The sequence below is a fragment of the Kitasatospora sp. MAA4 genome (genome assembly GCF_029893355.1).
In the GTDB taxonomy this organism is placed as follows: domain Bacteria; phylum Actinomycetota; class Actinomycetes; order Streptomycetales; family Streptomycetaceae; genus Kitasatospora.
Genome location: NZ_JARZAI010000012.1, coordinates 64,221 through 81,759, shown reverse-complemented (window position 1 = coordinate 81,759; position 17,539 = coordinate 64,221). Strand labels below are relative to the sequence as shown.

At 69.2% G+C, this 17,539-nt stretch carries 19 protein-coding genes; 5 read left to right on the top strand and 14 right to left on the bottom strand.

Features of this window, described 5'->3' with window-relative positions; genetic code table 11:
• Positions 1 to 47 precede the first annotated feature (47 nt).
• The 6 genes from P3T37_RS17630 to P3T37_RS17605 all read right to left on the bottom strand — a co-directional run bounded on the left by P3T37_RS17630 (position 48) and on the right by P3T37_RS17605 (position 6,439).
• A complete protein-coding gene (locus P3T37_RS17630; protein ID WP_280724634.1) occupies positions 48 to 1,343 on the bottom strand; it encodes a condensation domain-containing protein in 1,296 nt (431 codons plus the stop codon).
• A 270-nt stretch (positions 1,344 to 1,613) separates the two neighbouring features.
• The gene (locus tag P3T37_RS17625) at positions 1,614 to 2,120 is read right to left on the bottom strand and encodes a phosphopantetheine-binding protein (RefSeq protein ID WP_280724633.1); all 507 of its coding nucleotides are present in this window, start codon (positions 2,118 to 2,120) and stop codon (positions 1,614 to 1,616) included.
• Complete coding sequence (locus P3T37_RS17620; protein ID WP_280724632.1) at positions 2,104 to 3,594, bottom strand: AMP-binding protein; 1,491 nt, start codon at positions 3,592 to 3,594, stop codon at positions 2,104 to 2,106. The genes P3T37_RS17625 and P3T37_RS17620 overlap by 17 nt, the downstream gene beginning before the upstream one ends.
• A gap of 148 nt (positions 3,595 to 3,742) precedes the next feature.
• Positions 3,743 to 4,888, bottom strand: coding sequence for an LLM class flavin-dependent oxidoreductase (locus P3T37_RS17615; protein ID WP_280724631.1), 1,146 nt, complete (start codon positions 4,886 to 4,888; stop codon positions 3,743 to 3,745).
• 8 nt (positions 4,889 to 4,896) lie between these two features.
• Positions 4,897 to 5,937: a class I SAM-dependent methyltransferase gene (locus P3T37_RS17610; protein ID WP_280724630.1), complete on the bottom strand. Its 1,041-nt coding sequence runs from the start codon at positions 5,935 to 5,937 to the stop codon at positions 4,897 to 4,899.
• 31 nt (positions 5,938 to 5,968) lie between these two features.
• Positions 5,969 to 6,439 carry a hypothetical protein gene (locus P3T37_RS17605; protein ID WP_280724629.1) on the bottom strand — a complete coding sequence of 157 codons (471 nt, stop codon included), beginning with the start codon at positions 6,437 to 6,439 and terminating at the stop codon, positions 5,969 to 5,971.
• 481 nt (positions 6,440 to 6,920) lie between these two features.
• Between P3T37_RS17605 and P3T37_RS17600 the strand changes: the two genes are divergently transcribed.
• Genes P3T37_RS17600 through P3T37_RS17590 form a run of 3 tightly spaced genes read left to right on the top strand, consistent with a single transcriptional unit; the run spans position 6,921 to position 9,353 of the window.
• Positions 6,921 to 7,850: a hypothetical protein gene (locus P3T37_RS17600; protein WP_280724628.1), complete on the top strand. Its 930-nt coding sequence runs from the start codon at positions 6,921 to 6,923 to the stop codon at positions 7,848 to 7,850.
• Positions 7,851 to 7,860: 10 nt separating this feature from the next.
• Entirely contained in the window at positions 7,861 to 8,628 is a 768-nt protein-coding gene (locus P3T37_RS17595; protein WP_280724627.1) for an SDR family NAD(P)-dependent oxidoreductase, read from the top strand.
• Complete coding sequence (locus P3T37_RS17590) at positions 8,628 to 9,353, top strand: polysaccharide deacetylase family protein (RefSeq protein ID WP_280724626.1); 726 nt, start codon at positions 8,628 to 8,630, stop codon at positions 9,351 to 9,353. Before P3T37_RS17595 ends, P3T37_RS17590 begins: the two co-directional genes overlap by 1 nt.
• Positions 9,354 to 9,379: 26 nt before the next feature.
• Here the strand turns inward: P3T37_RS17590 and P3T37_RS17585 are convergent, their stop codons facing one another.
• From P3T37_RS17585 to P3T37_RS17570, 4 genes are all read right to left on the bottom strand, one after another.
• Positions 9,380 to 10,465 (bottom strand): hypothetical protein, encoded by a 1,086-nt coding sequence (locus tag P3T37_RS17585; RefSeq protein ID WP_280724625.1) that lies wholly within the window; start codon positions 10,463 to 10,465, stop codon positions 9,380 to 9,382.
• An 11-nt stretch (positions 10,466 to 10,476) separates the two neighbouring features.
• Positions 10,477 to 11,415, bottom strand: a complete 939-nt coding sequence (locus P3T37_RS17580; protein ID WP_280724624.1) for an NAD-dependent epimerase/dehydratase family protein — start codon at positions 11,413 to 11,415, stop codon at positions 10,477 to 10,479.
• 9 nt (positions 11,416 to 11,424) lie between these two features.
• Positions 11,425 to 12,543, bottom strand: coding sequence for a DegT/DnrJ/EryC1/StrS family aminotransferase (locus tag P3T37_RS17575; RefSeq protein WP_280724623.1), 1,119 nt, complete (start codon positions 12,541 to 12,543; stop codon positions 11,425 to 11,427).
• Positions 12,544 to 12,679: 136 nt separating this feature from the next.
• A complete protein-coding gene (locus tag P3T37_RS17570; RefSeq protein ID WP_280724622.1) occupies positions 12,680 to 12,973 on the bottom strand; it encodes a DUF1330 domain-containing protein in 294 nt (97 codons plus the stop codon).
• Positions 12,974 to 13,162: 189 nt separating this feature from the next.
• Here P3T37_RS17570 and P3T37_RS17565 point away from each other — a divergent pair, with 189 nt between their 5' ends.
• Positions 13,163 to 14,065 carry a LysR family transcriptional regulator gene (locus P3T37_RS17565; RefSeq protein ID WP_280724621.1) on the top strand — a complete coding sequence of 301 codons (903 nt, stop codon included), beginning with the start codon at positions 13,163 to 13,165 and terminating at the stop codon, positions 14,063 to 14,065.
• An 11-nt stretch (positions 14,066 to 14,076) separates the two neighbouring features.
• Here P3T37_RS17565 and P3T37_RS17560 read toward each other — a convergent pair whose 3' ends face one another.
• The 4 genes from P3T37_RS17560 to P3T37_RS17545 all read right to left on the bottom strand — a co-directional run bounded on the left by P3T37_RS17560 (position 14,077) and on the right by P3T37_RS17545 (position 16,112).
• Positions 14,077 to 14,295 (bottom strand): hypothetical protein, encoded by a 219-nt coding sequence (locus tag P3T37_RS17560; protein WP_280724620.1) that lies wholly within the window; start codon positions 14,293 to 14,295, stop codon positions 14,077 to 14,079.
• Positions 14,296 to 14,457: 162 nt separating this feature from the next.
• A complete protein-coding gene (locus P3T37_RS17555; protein ID WP_280724781.1) occupies positions 14,458 to 14,694 on the bottom strand; it encodes an ABC transporter permease subunit in 237 nt (78 codons plus the stop codon).
• A gap of 120 nt (positions 14,695 to 14,814) precedes the next feature.
• Positions 14,815 to 15,489 (bottom strand): HAD-IA family hydrolase, encoded by a 675-nt coding sequence (locus P3T37_RS17550; RefSeq protein ID WP_280724619.1) that lies wholly within the window; start codon positions 15,487 to 15,489, stop codon positions 14,815 to 14,817.
• A gap of 383 nt (positions 15,490 to 15,872) precedes the next feature.
• Complete coding sequence (locus P3T37_RS17545) at positions 15,873 to 16,112, bottom strand: hypothetical protein (RefSeq protein ID WP_280724618.1); 240 nt, start codon at positions 16,110 to 16,112, stop codon at positions 15,873 to 15,875.
• Positions 16,113 to 16,292: 180 nt separating this feature from the next.
• Between P3T37_RS17545 and P3T37_RS17540 the strand changes: the two genes are divergently transcribed.
• On the top strand, positions 16,293 to 17,405 hold the full coding sequence (locus P3T37_RS17540; protein ID WP_280724617.1) for a DUF6183 family protein: 1,113 nt from the start codon (positions 16,293 to 16,295) through the stop codon (positions 17,403 to 17,405).
• Positions 17,406 to 17,539 lie beyond the last annotated feature (134 nt).

Below are 17,539 nucleotides of genomic sequence, written 5' to 3'. Positions count from 1 at the left end.
CCCTTCGGAGGTAGTGGTTTTGGCGGGACGTCGACGGACAGCGGAAGTCAACCCAGCAGGATCCGTTCGACATCGTTCGTCATCTGCCGCGCTGCGGCCTCGGTGAGGCGGGCCCGGTTGACGGTGAAGTCGAAGCGAACACGATCGCCCCAGCTCCCGACCCTCAGATGCACTCCGCTGACCACTCGCTCGATCAAAGGGGCATAGGCGCCGTAGTCCACGGTGAGATCGCCTACCGCGGTCCTGCGCTGCTGGCGGGGGTGGCTTATGTAGGCGAGGCGCACACTGCGCTCCGGTCCACCCGCCAGATCCCCCAGAGCGGCGATCTCGCCGGCCTCGACGATCTCCCGGGTGACCCGACGGTGCCTCAGCATGTCGAGCCAGTCCCCGGTGAGCGTTCGGAGGAGGTCGGATGACGCGGCGCGGCGGTCGACGACCATCGGCAGGCTCAGCGTGAGCATGCCGAGCAGTCGCCGTTCTCCGGTGCTCCGGGTGTCGACCGGCATCCAGATCGCGGTGGAGGCCGCATCCGTGTGCTCGAACACCGCCGAGGCCAGGGCATGTTGAACCCAGATGGCCTCAGTGGTGTTGTTCGACCGCACCGCCTGGCGCATCGTGCGAAGCCGCTCGCCTTCGAGGACGAAGCCCGTCTCCAGGCTGCCGGCCTCCGCCGTGCCGGCATCCGGAACGGAGGAAGCTCGAAATCCCCATTCCCCAGGTATCCGGGCGTACTGACGCCGCCAGAAATCGGCGATGGCCCCGCTGTCGGCAGCCGGAGAGCCGCTCTCCGCGGCCGTGCTCAGGAATCGCCTGCTCGGTGCGGTGACAGCATCGTGATCGCCCAGGCGTCGACGGTATGCCTGCCACAGGTCCCCACCGAAGACCGCCCGGACGCTGCCGTCGACCGCGAGCTGGGAAAAGGTCGCGATGAACGCGTGGAGCTCAGGCGAGTGCTGGATCAGCCGCAGCCGGAACGGAAACTCCGTCCGCAGGTCCCAGGGCTCGCCGACATCCGTCGTCGCCAGGTGGGCGACATAGCGGGAGAAGCGCTCCTCGGACCCGGCTTTGACTCTCTGGCACGTGACCAGATCGGCCGGCGGAGGTGTCGCCCTCTCCCACTGATGGGGCCCGGAGTCCCCGCACTCGCACATCGCCAACCGCAACGCGTCGTGACTGTCGACGACGTCGCCAACACTGGCGATGAATGCCGGGATGTCCAGAGGTCCTTCGATGCGGTACGACAGCTCCAGGGTCGGCCCGGCGGTTATGCCATCCCGCAGAGCCCGGAGGACAGAAAGCTGCGGAAGCGTCAGCGGTACCACTTCCCGACCCTGGTGGTGCATTTTCTCGTCTCCAGATTGCCGAAAATCTTGGCTGGTACCCGGAATCCCGGGTACCAGCCAAGATTCAGTTGCTGCTTAGCTGACGCAGCCGCGGTTGATCACAGCGCCGCCGACGATGTCGGCGAGGGCCTCGTCAGACAGGGACTCGATGTCCGTGACCTCGGTGTTGAAGTACTCCATGGTTCACCTCCAATATGAGAGTGGATATTTATCAATTCATCCCCTGCCCGAGCTGCCCGGGGGCTCTCGCCTCAGGCGAGGATGAAGTCTTCAGCGCGGCGACCGCTCGCGCACCAGGGTCGCCAGGCGGGCTACGGTGAGGCTGGCGCCGATGTCGAAGAAACCCAGTTGGACACCGTACTCCTGGCCTATGAAGTCGATGGTCTCGATGAAGCCGAGAGAGTCTCCGCCGCATTCCCAGAAGTCATCGGAGGTGCCCAGGCCCTGGACTTCGAGAATCTCTTCCCAGAATGCCGTGATCGCCTGTTCCACAGGATCGGACGGAGGCGCATGAACATACTCCGCCAGGATTCTGGGAGATGATCCGTCGGCTTCAGAGTCGCACCAGCCGGTCGGTGCCCATCGGAGTCCGTCGATGAATCGTACCCGCCGGACGTCGACACCGTAGCACTTGCGGAACGCCAGGCGAATGCCGACACCAGAATTGAACACGTCGGTGGACGCGTAGACCGTGAATTCTGGAGTCTCCTGGAAGGCAGCGCCCAGGACATCCTCACAGATTCCGCGAAACAGTGCAGCGTCAAGCTCGCGTGTCACGAAGCACCTCCCGGTCGAATATCCTCGTGATGGCGACGGCATCGGGCTTGCCAATCTCCGACCGGGGGATCTCGGCCACTCGGAGACAGATCTGGGGAAACTCGTGGTCGTTGATCCGGGAGGCGCAGAAATCTCGGATCGCCGACGGATCGAGATCGGCCACGGAGTCGTGCAGCACCAGCAGCGCTCCTATCTCGACCCCCTCCGCCCCCGTGAGAGCGACGCATTCCGCGTCCAGGACGTCCGGATGGGTACGCAGGATCAGCGACAGCCGGCCGAGCCACGTGACCCCGCTGGCAGTGGCGGCCTGGTTCGCGGCACGATCGAAGACGTAGAGGTATCCGTCCTGGTCGACCCACCCCATGTCACCCAGGCTCACGAAACCGTCGGTGGTGTGCTGGAGCCAGGGGGTGGCCGAGCGGGCACGGTCGGCCACCCCCAGCCGGCGGAGATAGATACGGCCTATGCCGTCCGCCCCCCGCTCCTGCCCCTGGGCGTCCCCGATCCGCAGGTGCGTCAGCAGTCCGCGACCCACCGAGCCGGGCTTCGCCATCCACTCGGAGCCGTTGATCACCGTGACGCCGACGCCTTCGGTACCGCCGTACATCTCGAAAACGCGTTCGCCTCCGAGGAGGTCTATCCACGCCTGCTTGAGCGGCGCAGGACATGGCAGGGCCGTGTGCAGAATCCCGTTCAGGCTCGTCAACCGCCCTGGATCACGCGTCGCCGCGGGGAGCAGGGTTTTCATGTAGTTCGGGGTGACCATGAGCCAGTCAATGCGATGGTCCGCGATCGTGTCCAGCAGATCCTCGGGCTCCATCAGCTTCGCCAGGACAATCTGATTCCGGTCCAGCACGCCTTGCACGAGCGCGGCAACGGTTCCGATGTGATAGATCGGAAGAGTGACGAGCTGTCGCTGTCCGGTCTGCCAGCCACACGATCGGAACACGATGTCCGGGATGACCCTGGGATCGTATTCGCCCAAATTCCAGAAGGGCACGACCTTCGGAATCCCGGTCGATCCGCTCGTGGTCAGGAGATACCGCGGACGCCGGCGTTCGGCCGTGCGCTCCCAGCGCGTGAGATGAACGGCGATGGCGGATTCTTGACCGATTTCCGACGAGCCGGGCACCTGAACATACCGCGTCCGAGTACTCAGCCCCGCGTTGCCCAGCACGCTGGACAGCACTTCGGTGTCGAGCTGCGGCGCATACGGGAGTACGGTCACCCCCGCGCACAGGGCAGCCAGAATAATCTTCGTCGTTTCGAGAGAGACCGTCGCGGGATGGCAGACGACGGCGTCACCGTCCATCTCCCGGTTCCAGGACCGGAGGAGATCCGCGATCCCCGAGACATCATCGGCCAGACGTCGGTAGGTGATTTCCCGGGACGATCCGCCGGCGGCGACCTCGATGATTGCCGGGAAATCCGGAGCTTCGACTGCCAACTCGGCCAGCCTCTCCGATGTCGACATCACATTCACGGAACGCCGCACGACTTCCCTCCCATCAGGTACTCGGTCTTTCTGATGAAGATAGTTCCATGATCATCCTGGACCGTCAATGTCCAAAAGGGCAGTACACGATTCCCGCATGCCCTTTGAGGCAATGGGGGCCCAGGCCCTACTGCAGAGCCGAGGCCAACCCGCGGCGCCGCAGCTCAGGCAGTACCCCTTCGCCGACCCAGTACGCTTCTTCCAAATGCGGAAATCCGGAGAGGATGAACTCCTCGATGCCCAGCGCGGCGTACTCCTCGATCCGGTCGGCCACCTCGACGTGGCTGCCCACCAGTGCGGTGCCCACTCCCCCGCGGAGCAGCCCGACTCCCGCCCAGATGTTCGGATAGATCTCCAGGTCTGTGGAGTCCCGACTGGACAGAAACCTCTCTGTCAGCGCCCGCTGCCGGGCCTGGCCGGTCGATTCGATGCCGGCCAGGACGCTCTGCACCTTTCCCACCTGAGCGGGGTCCATCTTGTTCAGCAGGCGCTGCGCGACTGTCCGCGCCTCTGCGGAGCTGTCCCGGGAAATCACGTGGAACCGGATCCCGAAACGTACGCGACGCCCCTCCTCATCGGCGAGCCTGCGGATCCACGCGATCTTCTGCGCTACCTGGTCGGGCGGCTCGCCCCAGGTCAGGTACACGTCTGCATGACGAGCCGCGACCACCCCCGCCGGGTCGGAGGACCCGCCGAAGTACACCGTGGGCAGCGGGTTCGGCGGTTCGGAAACCGTCGCCCCCCGCACGTCGTAGTACTCGCCCTTGAAGTCGAACGGCGTGCCGCTCCACGCGCCTCGAAGGACGGTCAGGAACTCTCCGGTCTGGGCATATCTCTGATCCTTGGACAGATAATCGCCGAACCGGGCCTGCTCCGCGCTCTCCCCGCCCGCGACCACGTTCAGCAGCAGCCTTCCCTTGGAAAGCCGCTGGAAAGTCGCCGCCATCTGGGCGGTGAGCGTAGGTGACACCAGACCCGGCCGGAAGGCGACCAGGAACTTCAACCGCTCGGTCTGGTGGAGCAGTGTCGCGGTGGTCAGCCAGGCGTCTTCGAACCATGTGCCCGTGGGAGTGAGCACCGCGTCGAATCCGAGCTGCTCCACCGCCCGGGCGACCAGCCCGAGATAACCGATGTCCGGTGCCCGGAACCGGTCCGCGCCGCCCTCGTGGGCTCGCTCCGCCCGCTCGCCGGGCCCGTGGGTACCGTGCGTGCCGACGGCCAGTGACCGGCTGTCTCCGGCCGTCGGCAGGAACCAGTGGAACCTCGCTGTCATCGTTCGTCTCAGGCAGTGGCTATGAAGAGACGCCCTGTCGGGGAGGACTGCCGTATGCACTGAACGTCGGAGAAGCCGGCGTTCGACAGCTTGTCGCCCCACTCCGACTCCGTGAGGAGCTTCCGTCCCATGAACTGCTGGTGCATGTAGGTGACCAGGGCGCTGAAACGTCGCTCCCAGCCGGTCACCGCGTACGGGACGGCGTCGGTGATGGCCAGGATGCCGCCTTCGGGCAGTGCGGCCCGGCAGTTCCGCAGCACCGCGTCCGCGGTGGCTTCCTCTTCGGGCAGCATGTCGTGGAAAACGAATCCCGCCGTGATCATGTCGGCTCCCGCCAGGATGGCGTCATCCGTGGCGAGGGACTGGATGGACCTCTCCACGACCGTCAGCCGGTCGGCGACACCGCCGGATTCGGCGAGAACCTCGGCGGCCGCACAGGCGTCGTGCGCCAGATCCAGGGCCACCCCGGTGGCGTCCGGCAACTGCTGGAGGACGTCGACGAGCATCCTGGCCGTACCCGCGCCCAAGTCGACGATCCGAGTGGGCTTGGCCTCCAGAACGAACGAGACCAGCGACGGATAAAACGCCATCGATCCCTGCCACTCGGAAGAGACCGCCACCTGCTCCATGTCCCGGTGGTATTTCTTGCGAGCCGACTCGGCGTCCTCAAGGAACTCGCGGGCGTGCTCGATGAACGGCCGGTTCGCGTTGAGCGCCCACGAGAGGTAGCCGGCCTGGTAGCAGAGCGTCGGGAACGAGGGCGCGGCGCGGAAGGCACCTTCGCGGCCGGGAACCTTGTTGATGATGGCGGCGGCCTCGTAGGTCGTCAGCAACATCTCCACGCCGGCGACGGGAAGATTCACGTCAGCGGCCAGCGCAGCGGCCTCCACCACCTCATCGCGTTCGAAATAGGGCAGGATTCCGAGACGCTGTCCTATCTCGAGCAGGGCGCTCACGGCAGCCAGATCCGGGGCCGGACCGAACGCCTCGGGAGCCGACCGGGTGTCGATGAACCGGATGTTCGAACGGTTCGCCTTCGCGTCACTCACTTTTGACTCAACCAACTTTCATGATTCTGCACTAAGATTTCAGGTGCCCGGAGCCGGAGTAGAGACACCAGATCATGGTCGGCTCGAACTCTCCAACGGGACGGAGCCTGGCCGTCCGCTGGACGACGTCCAGCGATCCGACACAGGCATCGACGTGGCCTTCCTCCGCCAACCGCACCGCGATCGGCTTGGAATCGCAGAACCGGAGCTCCGCGTCTGCTGGAAAGACCTTCTGGGCGAAGGCCATGGTGGCCGGATGCAAGGCGACGCTGCGGACCTCGGAGGCGGCGCCCACACGGTCGACGTTGAGGGCAGCAGACATCGTCTTGGTGGGGCTCTCCCAGAGACCGACCAGGCTCATACGCCCCTGGAAGCGGAAATGCAGGCTCACCCAGCTGTCACGCAGGACATTGTCCGAAATAGCCAGGTGGCCGGCCGGCACGAGGGCGAGGACGGACTCCCGCTCGGCGTATTCCATGACCGCCGAAACCGTCGGCAACATGATCACATCAGAGAAATACCTGCATGCCTCATGTGCCGAGTCCGTCCCCGCAGGCCCCAGCGTGGCCACCGGGCGCCGGACGTCGATGTTCGGGGACGGGAAAGACCTCATTTCAGGCGTGGAGTTAAGATTCGAGGTTTCAATCGCCAACACTGAGAATCCCTACAGGAATCGGCGTGGCGCCTATCCTGAATAGCACAGGCCCTGCCTTTCTGATTTTCCCTTCGAGATCTTGACCTTCTCATGGCCTTTCGTAGGCGGTCAAGTGTCCAAAAGGGCAATGGCAAAGGTCCGTAAGGACCTGTCATCCGCAGAGTCGCTGCTGCGTGAGGCGGCAGTGACGGCCTCTGCTCTCGGCCTTCCAGCCGGGCTCGGCCGAGCCCGGCTGATCGTGTCGGCAAGGACTCGGGGCTGCGCGGCGCCGGTGCCGGGTGAAGACTGGTTCTCAGGTGGACCGCCTCCCTGAACGCCGAAAGGGACCATGCTTCTCGGACTTGTCACCGCCCTGATCGCCACCCTCTGCTACGGCTTCGGGTCCGTCCTCCAGGCCCGTGGCGCGCACACGATGCCCGAGGAGAACCGGCCCGGCCTGCGCCTGCTGGCCCGGGTGGCCCGGTCCCGGCTGTTCCTGCTGGGGACGGGCCTGGACATCCTCGGCTTCGGACTGGTCGTGGTCGCCCTGCACCGGCTCCCGCTGTTCGTCGTCCAAGCGGTGACCAGCGCGAGCCTGGCGGTGACCGCGGGGGCGGCCGTCTGGCTGCTCGGGGGCAGGCTGGCCCGGCGCGACCTGGTCGGCATCGCGGCCGTGGTCGCGGGCCTGGCGATGCTGGCGCTCAGCTCGGGGCCCGAGGGCAGCAGACACGTCGGGACGGAGTTCAAACTCACCCTGCTGGCCGCGACCGCCGCCGTGCTGCTGTTCAGCCTCCCGCTGGGGCACCGGCGCGGCAACGCCGTGGCGGCGGCCCTCGGGCTGCTCGCCGGGCTGGGCTTCGGCGCGGTCAACCTGGCTGTGCGGGTGCTGGACCACTCCTCCCTGGTGGCCATGGCCACGGACGCCGCGACGTACGCGCTGATGATCGGCGGCCTCGGCGGGTACCTCTGCTTCGCCCTCGCCCTGCAGCGGGGCTCGGTGACCATCGCGACGGCCGCCGTGGTCGTCGGCGAGACCCTGGTGCCGGGGCTGATCGGGGTGGCCCTGCTGGGGGACCGGGCGCGCCCGGGGTTCGGCTGGTCGGCGGTGATCGGCTTCGCCGTCGCGGTCGGCGGCGCGCTCGTACTGTCCCGGTTCGGCGAGATCGAACCGGCTCGGCCGCGGCCGGCGGCCACCGGCTCGCGGCCGGGCGGACGATCAGCCTCCGTGCGACGGTGGCTTGGTACGGATGCCGGGGACGGCATGGGCCAGGACGGGTGAGGTGGAGGGCATGACGAAGGACTCGGCGGCCGACGGGCGACCGGTCGCGCTGGTGACCGGTGCGTCCTCCGGCATCGGGGCGGCCACCTGCGCACGGCTGGCCAGGGCGGGCTGGTACCCGCTGCTCTCCGGTACCGACACCGTCCGGCTGGCCGAGATCGCGCGCCGGACGGGTGGCACCGCGCTGCCCGTCGACCTCTCGGAGTCCGACGGACCGGAGGAGCTGGCCCGCCGTGCGCTCGCGGTGTCCGGGCGCGTCGACGCGCTGATCGCCAACGCGGGCGTCGGCTGGCGCGGACCGTTCACCGGAATGCCACTCGATCGGCTCAACCACATGGTGACGCTCAACCTGACCGCGCCGCTGCGGCTGGCCCGGGTCCTGCTGCCCGAGATGGTGGAGCGCGGCAGCGGGTGCCTCGTCCTGACCGGCTCGATCGTCGGCCGCCTCGGCGTCCGTGAGGAGGCCGTGTACTCGGCGACCAAGGCGGCGCTGGGCATGTTCGCGGAGAGCCTGCGCTACGAACTGCGGGGCACCGGCGTCCGGGTCCGGCTGCTGCTTCCCGGTGTGGTCGACACGCCGTACTTCAGCCGACGCGGCACCCCCTACCACCGGGATCGGCCGCGCCCGGTGCCCCCGGAGCGGATCGCCGAAGCCGTGCTCGCCCTGCTGACCGGGCGCCGGGAGGAGCTGGTGGTGCCCGGTTGGCTGAGGGTGCCCGAGCGGCTGCACGGCACCGCGCCCGCGCTGTTCCGCCGCCTCGCCGGCCGGTTCGACTGATGCCCGGCGCGGGCCGGGCCCTGCTCGCCGGGGCCGGCGCCGCCGCCGCGGTGGAGGTGCTCCAGCTGGCCCCCGCCGCCGGCCGGCTCGGGGTGGTCCGGCGCAGCGTCTGCCGGGGGCTCGCCGGGTACGGCACTGCGACGCACGTGGCGCTCACCTTCGACGACGGGCCCGATCCGCGGAGCACGCCGTACTTCCTGGCGGCGCTGGACGAACTGGACGTGCGGGCCACCTTCTTCCTGCTCGGCAGCATGCTCGAGCGGGCCCCCGGTCTCGGGCGCGAGCTGGTCGAGCGCGGCCACGAGGTCGCCGTGCACGGCTGGTACCACCGACAGCCGTGGTGGCCGCACCCCGCCCGCGACCTCGCCGAACTCCGTCGCACCGCCGAGGCCGTCACCGCGTACTGCGGGGCCCGGCCGCGCTGGTTCCGCCCTCCGTACGGCGTGCTGACCAGCGGGTTGCTCGGGGCCGCCCGGCGATCGGGGCTGCGGCCGGTGCTGTGGACGGGCTGGGGCCGGGACTGGACGGCCCGCGCCTCGCCGGCCTCGGTGTACGAGACGCTCCGCCCCGAACTGCGGGGCAGGGCCACGCTGCTGCTGCACGACTCCGACTGCACCTCGGCGCAGGGTGCGTGGCGCTCGGCGCTCGGCGCACTGCCCTTGGCGGTGGAGCACTGCCGAAATCGCGGCCTGGAGGTCGGCCCGCTCCGCGACCACGGGCTCTGAGCCCGCCTCACCCGAAGAAGCTCGCCTCACCCGAAGAAGGGGGCGAGGGCTGCGGCGAAGGCGTTCTCCCAGGGAGCCCGGGACGGCGGTTGGCTGGGGGGCACCGGCGCGGTGTCGGCCAGGACGGCTAGGGCGTTGCGGACAACCTCGTGCGGGCGGGCCGAGGTGACATCGGCCCGGCCGAGTTCCAGTTCGTGTTGGAGGTTGTCGCGGCCGTGGCCCTGGACCACGTCCAGCAGGAGCAGTCGACGGCCGAGGCCGCGGGCCTCGCTGCAGGTGTCGCCCGAACTGGTGACCACCAGGTCGGCGGCCGTCATCAGGGCGGGGATGCGCTCGGTGTAGCCGAAGGAGTGCAGGCGGGGCTCGTGGCGTGCGGCCTCGCGGAGCCGGGTTTCGAGCCGCTGGTTGCGGCCCGCCACAGCCAGCACGTGCGGCCCGGCCGCAGCCAGCGCGCGGGCGGTCTCGGCGACCGGGCCGAGCCCCCAGGCGCCCGACATCAGCAGAACGCACCGCGCCTCCTGCGGGATCCCGAGTTCGGCCCGCGCCCCGGCTCGGGTGGGCGGGGTGTAGAAGCCGGCCCGCAGCGGCGGGGGGACCACCGCGATCCTGGCCTCCGGTCGGTAGCGGCGCACCGCGCAGGCCGCGACCTCGGAAGTGACCAGGAAGAGGTCCGTACCGTCCTGCACCCACAGCCGGTGCGGCGTCACGTCGGTGCAGAAGACCACATGGACCATCCCCGGCCACCGGTCGCGGAGCCGGTTGACGGCGGACGCCGCGGTCGGGAAGACCGAGACCACCAGCTCGGCCGGCCGGTGCTCCAGCAGCCTGCGCACCTCGGGGACCAGCCGGGAGCGGGCGGCCGACTCGGCCAGCAACGCGAGCCGGGTGCCGGGCCGCAGCGCGGAGAAGTGGAAGGCGTCGTAGAGGCCTGGCAGGGCGAGCATCCGGCGGAAGACGGCCTCCCCGGCGGTGGCACCGGCCGGTCCGAGCAGTCCCATCGCATCCACCGTCTCGGTGCTCCACCCCCGGCCACGCAGGGTGTCGGCGCAGGCCTCGGCCATCACGTCGTGGCCCTGCCCGAGGGAGCCGGAGAGCAGCAGCGCATGTGGCACGGTGCCTCCGCTCAGGCCTGGGTCGACCGGTACCAGTCGATGTAGCGGCTGACCCCGTCGGCGAACCGGGTGCTCGGCGACCATTCCAGCAGCCGCTTCGCCTTCGCGTTGGAGATCGGCCGGCCGCTGTAGTCGGCGGCGCGGGCCGGGACGTGTTCGATGGTGAGCGGGCCGAGCAGCTCGCCCACCGTGTCGGCGACCTCCCTGATCGACACCGCCGTGTCGCCCTCCAGCGCGATGGTCTGGTCCTGCGCCGCCGGGGACAGAGCCCGCACGTGGGCCTCGGCGAGATCCTCGACGTAGACCCAGTTGCGGGTCTGGCCGCCGTCCCCGGCGATGGTGATCGGGTCTCCGGCCAGCGCGGCCCGCACGAATCGGGCGATGACCAGCTCGTCCCGCATCCGCGGCCCGTACGGGATGCCGTACCGCAGGATCGTGTAGTGCTGGCCGTAGAGGTCGTGGTAGCTGTGCACCGCGAGCTCGGAGGCGAGTTTGCCCGCCACGTAGAGGTGCCCGGTGCGGCGGAGGTCGAACGGGACGTCCTCGGTGAGCTCGACGTCCGACGCCCCGGGTTCGCTGTGTGCCGCGCCGTACACCCAGACGGTACTGGCCAGGACCACGCGTGCGCAGCCGCTGCGGCGGGCCGCCTCCAGGACGCACACCGTGCCCTCGACGTTCAGCCGGGTGGTGCGGACGGGATCGGCGGCGACCTGGTCGACGTTGGCCGCCGCAGCGAGGTGGAACACCGTCTCGGCGCCGTCCAGCGCGGCGGTCAGCCCGCGCGCGTCGAGGACGTCGGCCTGGACGTACGTGGCGGCCGGGTTGGTCCGGGCCGCCGCGCTTCCAGCCGGCGCGCTGTCGACGACGGTCACCTCGTGGCCCGCCGACAGCAGCCGGTCGACCACATGGGATCCGATGAATCCGCACCCGCCGGTGACCACCGCTCTCATGACGCCTCCTCAGCCGATCAGGTCGGTGTGCACGGCGGACAGTGCGGTGAGCACCTGGTCGACCTCGTCGTCCCGCATGTCCGAGTGGACCGGCAGGCAGATGTGGCGGGCGCAGATGTCCTCGGCCACCGGCAGCGGTCCGTCCGCGTACTCGGCCAGCACCGGCTGGTGGTGCAGCGGCAGGTCGTACACCTCGCCGGGCAGGCGCACTCCGAACCGCTCGGCGGTCTCACGTTTGAACCGCGCGCGGTCCACGCCCTCCGGCAGCAGCACCACGTACTTGTAGAAGTTGCTCCGGCAGCCCGGCGGCTCGACCAGTGGTACGAGACCGGGCAGGTCGGCCAGCGCGGCGGTGTAGCGGTCCGCGACCTCGCGACGGGTCTCGATGAACTCCTTGAGCCGGCGCAGGTGGATCTCACCGATCGCCGCGTGCACCTCGCTCAGCCGCCACGAGTAGCCCTCACGGACGTGGTGGTTGGCGTTGAAGGAGCCCTTGCCCTGGTCCCGGTAGACCCGCGCCTCGTCGCGAAGCCGGTCGGACGAGGTGACCAGCATGCCGCCCTCACCGCTGGTGGTGACCTTGGTGGCGTAGAACGAGAAGGCCCCGGCGAGGCCGAACGAGCCGGCGAAGCGGCCGTCGTAGGTGCAGCCGTGGGCGTGCGCCGCGTCCTCGATCAGCGGGATGCCGCGGTCGTCGCAGAGCTGCCGGATCGCGTCCACCTCCGGTGTGATCAGCCCACCGATGTGGACGAGCAGGACGGCGGCGGTCGCGGGGGTGAGGGCCGCCTCGACGGTAGCCGCGCTCAGCGCGAAGGTCGCGGCCTCGACGTCGGCGAAGACCGGCCGGCCTCCCGTGTGGAGCACCGCCGCCGCCGTGGCGTAGAAGGTGTTGGCGGGAACCACCACCTCCCGGTCCGCGACGCCCGCGATCCGCAGGGCGATCTCCAGCGCCGCAGTGCCGCTGTTGACGGCGATCGCGTGCGGGACCTCGTGCACGGACGCGAACGCGGTCTCGAACCGCTCGGTCCGGGGCCCCAGGGTCAGCATCCCGTCGGCCAGTATCTCCACGACTGCGTCGGCAACCGCCGACCGGTCGTCCTCCGCGAACACGACTCGCGCGGCAGGCACGTCCACGCGGCACCTCCCACGCTCGGTGGATCGGTCATAGCCCAGGGCATTACGTTACTCGACATATCGGACCAAGCATGCGATATACCCCCAATAGGGTCCCCATCGAGGCCTCAGCGATGGCTGGGCCCGCCGGTCAGTCGATGCCTTCGATGATGCGGAAGTCGCGCTCGACGCCGACGGGGAGGGCCACCAGCGCCTTCTGGTATGCCTCGCTCTCGTACGCCGCGACGGCCTGTTCAAAGCTGTCGAACTCGATCAGAACGACGCGTTGCGTGATTCCGGCCTCGTGGGCGACGACTCGACCGCCACGGGACAGGAGGCGCCCGCCCCCAGCCCGGACAGCCGGACCGGCCAGCTTCTCGTAGGCAGTCAGCCTCTCAGGGTCGGAAATGGCGGGGTAGACACTGGCCCAGTAGCCCTTGGCCATGGAACCCTCCTGTGTTCGGCCGGACACGTCCGACTTCGAATTGACACTCAGATCGATCGATCCCGGCGACGGGTACTGCGGCCGGTGGAATCGCCATATGCGCAGGTTAGGACTTGATGTGCGGCCGAGGGAAAGACCGGTACGGGATAGAGTCAGAACGGATCGTTATCAATCGGCAGGGAGGGGCACGTGGCGCCGGATACGGTGAGCCTGCGGTACTTCCTGGTGCTGGCGCAGGAGTTGAACTTCACCCGCGCGGCCGCACGGATCGGTATCGCACAGCCCGCACTCAGCGCCCGGATGCGCCGATTGGAGGCGGAACTCGGTACGGCCCTGCTGGTCCGCAACACGCGTAGCGTCGTATTGACCACGGCCGGTGCGGCTTTGGCGGAGTCCGCGCCGCCCGCGCTGGCGGCGCTGGACCGGGCATGGGACACCGCCCGGAGCGCGGCGGCCGGTGAACTGGGCACGCTGCGCATCGGATACAGCCTCAGCACCGGGGCCGAGACGGCACCGGCCCTGGTGGACAGGCTGATTCGCGGCAACAGCGGACTCGAGGTCGGCGCGGTCCCGATGGCGACACCGGAGATCTCCCCCGCGGTCGCCGACGGCCGCATCGATGCCGGGATCACCCGCGGTGAACAGCCGGGCCGTGGCGTGCGCCGGTTCCTGCTGCGGCGTGCGCGCATCGGGGTCCAGCTGGCGCAGCACCATCCGCTGGCCCAACACCCGGAGATCGAGATCGCCGACGCGGCCGCGTATCCGCTGCGGCTCCCGGACCGTGCGGCCAACCCCGTGATCCACGATCAGCTGTCCGCACTGTTCCGAGACACCCGACCACACCCCCGATTCCACACGCCCGCAGTCTCTTTCGACATGTCACAGCGCGACCTGCGCGACGGGGTCACCCTCGCCCCGGCCGGAGAAGCCGCGGTCACGGCATCACCGGCCGGTCTTACCTGGCGACCACTGCGAGGCGCGCCCAGCCTGACGATCCACCTGGTCCTCCCACGCGAGCAGTCGCCACTACACCGCCGCATCCGTGCCGTCGCCAAAACCCTGGCGCACGAGCTGCACTGGCTGCCGGACTGACGCGCAAGAGGTCAAGCGAGACGGACGCCTGCGGTGGCGAGGCCGAAGACCCTGCGCCCGGCGGACTTCGCAGTGATGACGACGACGGCGGCGACGTGGTGGGCGTCGTAGGGGTAGTTGCGCAGCCCCGTGTCCCGCATGGTTCCTGTGTAGCGGCCGAACGGGGAGAGCACCCGGGTCTGGCCCGGTGAGACGGCGGTCATCCCGGCCGGCGCCAGTGCCCCGAGCACGATCAAGGCCGCCGCGAACTTCCGGCACCGCCGGTGGAGTTCGCGGCCGGTACCGCGCCCGCGACGACCAGGGCCAGGCCGACCCAGACCGCCCAGCCAGCCAGCAACGGGATGTAGAAGACCTCGGCGAGCAACTGCGGCGCGTGGAGACCGCCGTGGCGATCACCGGATCCGCGCCGATGCCGACAATCGCCAGGAAGACGCCGAAGACGAGGTAGGACGACCGACCGCGGGGATGAGGTTCGCCACCGCCTTGCCGATCAGCAGTTCCTCGCGGCGGATCGGCGTGGTCAGCACCGGCTCCAGCGTCCCCTGCTCCCGTTCGCCGACCACCGAGTTCGCCGCGATGGTGCAATGTTGTCGAAGTGCTCCGCCATGGCGAACAGGTCGGGATCGCACCTCACGCGATCGAGCAGCGCCGACAAGACCCGCGGATGTGCCGCGCACCTTGGCCGCGACCCGCGGTTTGGGTTCACCGAAGTTCCGGCGGAACGGTTGAGGATCCGCAGCACGCGACGCTCACGTGGCGTTCCGGCTCCCCCTGGACACATACGCGCCGAATACAGAGGTATCGAGATCCTTGAGGGACTCCAGTACCAGAGTGGCAATCGCAAAGCAAGGATCGCAGCGATCAGCGGCATCGGGAACGGCGACGACCGTCATCTGGGCTGACACGCCAGCGAGGACGCCGTTGAGCGAGTCCTCGATCACAATGCATTCGTCGGGTGACGCGCCGAGGGCGGCGGCTGCGCGGAGATAGGCGCCCGGGTGGGGCTTGCCGTGTTCGTCGTCTTCGGCCGAAAACACGGCATCGAAAGATCGGTCAAGGCCGGTGCTCGCGAGCGCATGCCGAATCACCGACTCCGGCGAAGATGACACGACGGCCATCGCCCTCGATGCACGCGCGCACGCCGCGACGGCGTGTTCGGCGCCGGGTTTCAGCGCCACTCCCTCCAACCTACGGCACACGGCGGCCACGATCTGCTGCTCGACGTCGTCGGGGTCGGCTTGAATGGTGGCCCGATCGAACCAATAGGCCACCATGTCCCTTTGCCGCAGCCCGCGCGTCGCCGCCTGCATCTCCGTTGTGAGGTGCAGGCCAAGCGGACCGAACACTTCACGCTTTGCCGCGTCCCAGATCGGCTCGGAGTCGATCAAAAGGCCGTCTAGGTCGAACAGGACAATCGGTTGCATCGGTTGCTCTTTCGTTGGCGATCACGCGAGGACGAGACGATTCGCTGCCCCGCCGTGCATGAGCAGATGGTGCTGTGGTCGATGACGACGCTCATGAGCCGCCGGCTGGCCCGGCGGCGAGCGTGAACCGTCCCGGGGTGGGCTCGTCGGCCCAGCCCCGGTCGGCCAGCCGCTTCATCTTCGACCGAACTCCTTCAGACTTGCCGGAACCGGCTCCAGTCCGAGTACGGCAGGCCGCCGCCACCTCAACCATGCCGAGGCCCCCGAGCCGCGCGCGACCCCGGCCGATCGGCTGCAGCGCCGCACACCGGTCGCCGGGGTGACGCCCGGCGACCGGCGGTGGCGGTTCCGAACTCCGCCAGCCGACGCCCTCATGGCCCCTGTCAGCGGACCCACAGCGCGAACGCGTAGAGCACCACCACCAGGCCGGCCGCACCCAGCCACCCCCGTCGGCCGGCGAGTCCCTGCGCGGAGCTGCGCCCACTGGGCTGTCGGCCACTGTCGTTGGCGTCGAGCCAGCCGAGGTTGTCCCCGCCCGGGTGATCGCCCCCGTGTTGATGGCCACCAAATCCGCTGAAGTGGTGGCTCCCGAAGTCCCCGCCGCTGTGCCCTCCGCCGTCCATCCCGCACCCCCATGTAGTCGGTGCGCACAGCCTGGCACGCCGAAGCTCCCCGCTACCTCAAGGAAACCTCTGGAGATCGACATGCCCGGCTCGGGCTACCACCGGTTCCCGCTGCCTGCCGTACCCCGGCCTACGCCCCTGCTCCGGACGCGGAGTTGCGCCGCACTAAGGTGGCAGACCGTGAAGGACACGGAGGACGATCTCCTACGGCTCGACTGGGAGTCCGCTGAAAAGCGCGCCGCGCAGGGCGATGCTTCGTACATAGGCGACTTGGGCTCGCTGCTCTCCGACCGGCACGCGGCCGCAGTAGAGCAGGTGCGTGAGTACGAGCGCGGCCTGGCTCATGTGGTGCGGGTGCTCGCCCTCACCCCAGGCCGCGAGAACGTGGTGCAACTGGTCCAGCTCCTCAACGAACAACGCACTGGCGCCGAACACTCGGGCCTGCGGCCCCGCTTCGTCGCCTCCCTCCTCGCCGAGGGCCACTCCGCCGGCGACCTGGCGACCGTCTTCGACCGCAGCGGGCGGGACCGGCTCGACGAACTGCGCTCCTGCCTCTTCCATGAGTTGCTGCTCCGCGGCGTGGACACCGACGCGTTCCGGCAGCGGCGCTACCGGCCGCTCGGGCGGCCCAGTCCGCACGACCTGGGCTGGCTGCCGGTGCACCGCCGGGACTTCGAGGCCGGTGTGGACTTCCCAAACCGCTCGCTACGCAGCGAGGCGGGCGGGGTGGCAATCGGGTTCCCCGCCGAAGGTCGCGCGGACCCGCCGACACCACGCACGGTGGAGCGGGCCGCACTACGCGACGTCGCCACCGCCGACGTGCACAGGGCGATCGTGTCCGCCGTGGCGGCGGGCGGCTGGGGGCGTGCCGGGGCGTGGGTCTTCCTCCTGGACGATGCCGTCGAACCGTGGCGGGTGCCAGCTCTGCTGCCCACCCTCCCAATGGCCTGCGTCGACGGGCTCGACCCCACCGGCCGATTCGAGATCGCCGTCCGCCCGCTCAACGAGATCTGGCGCCTGCTCTTCGCTACTGCGTCGATGGGCGGCATGTACGGCTCGGCCGCGTGCGGTGCCTACGGCCGACTCGCGGCCTGGCAGTCGATGGCGGGCCTCAGCGGTGCCCCGGCGGACGCGAGCCCGGACGAGGTGGAGCACCAAGCCCGGCGGAGCACGTGGTTCCACTTCGATTGCGACGCAAGCTGGTTCCACAACGAGATCTACGACTACGGCATCGCCGCCCTCTCCCCGGACGGCCGCCGGATCGCCGTACTGGCGGGAACAGACACCGACTAGCAAGGGGCGACCCGACTGAGTCAACCGCGCGATTCAGTTGGACGAGGCGGCGACTGGAAGGATCAACCGGTAGCCGTTCTACGTTCTCAGGCGACCCGCTACCGGGACGAAACCCCCGGAACAGGTGGAACCCG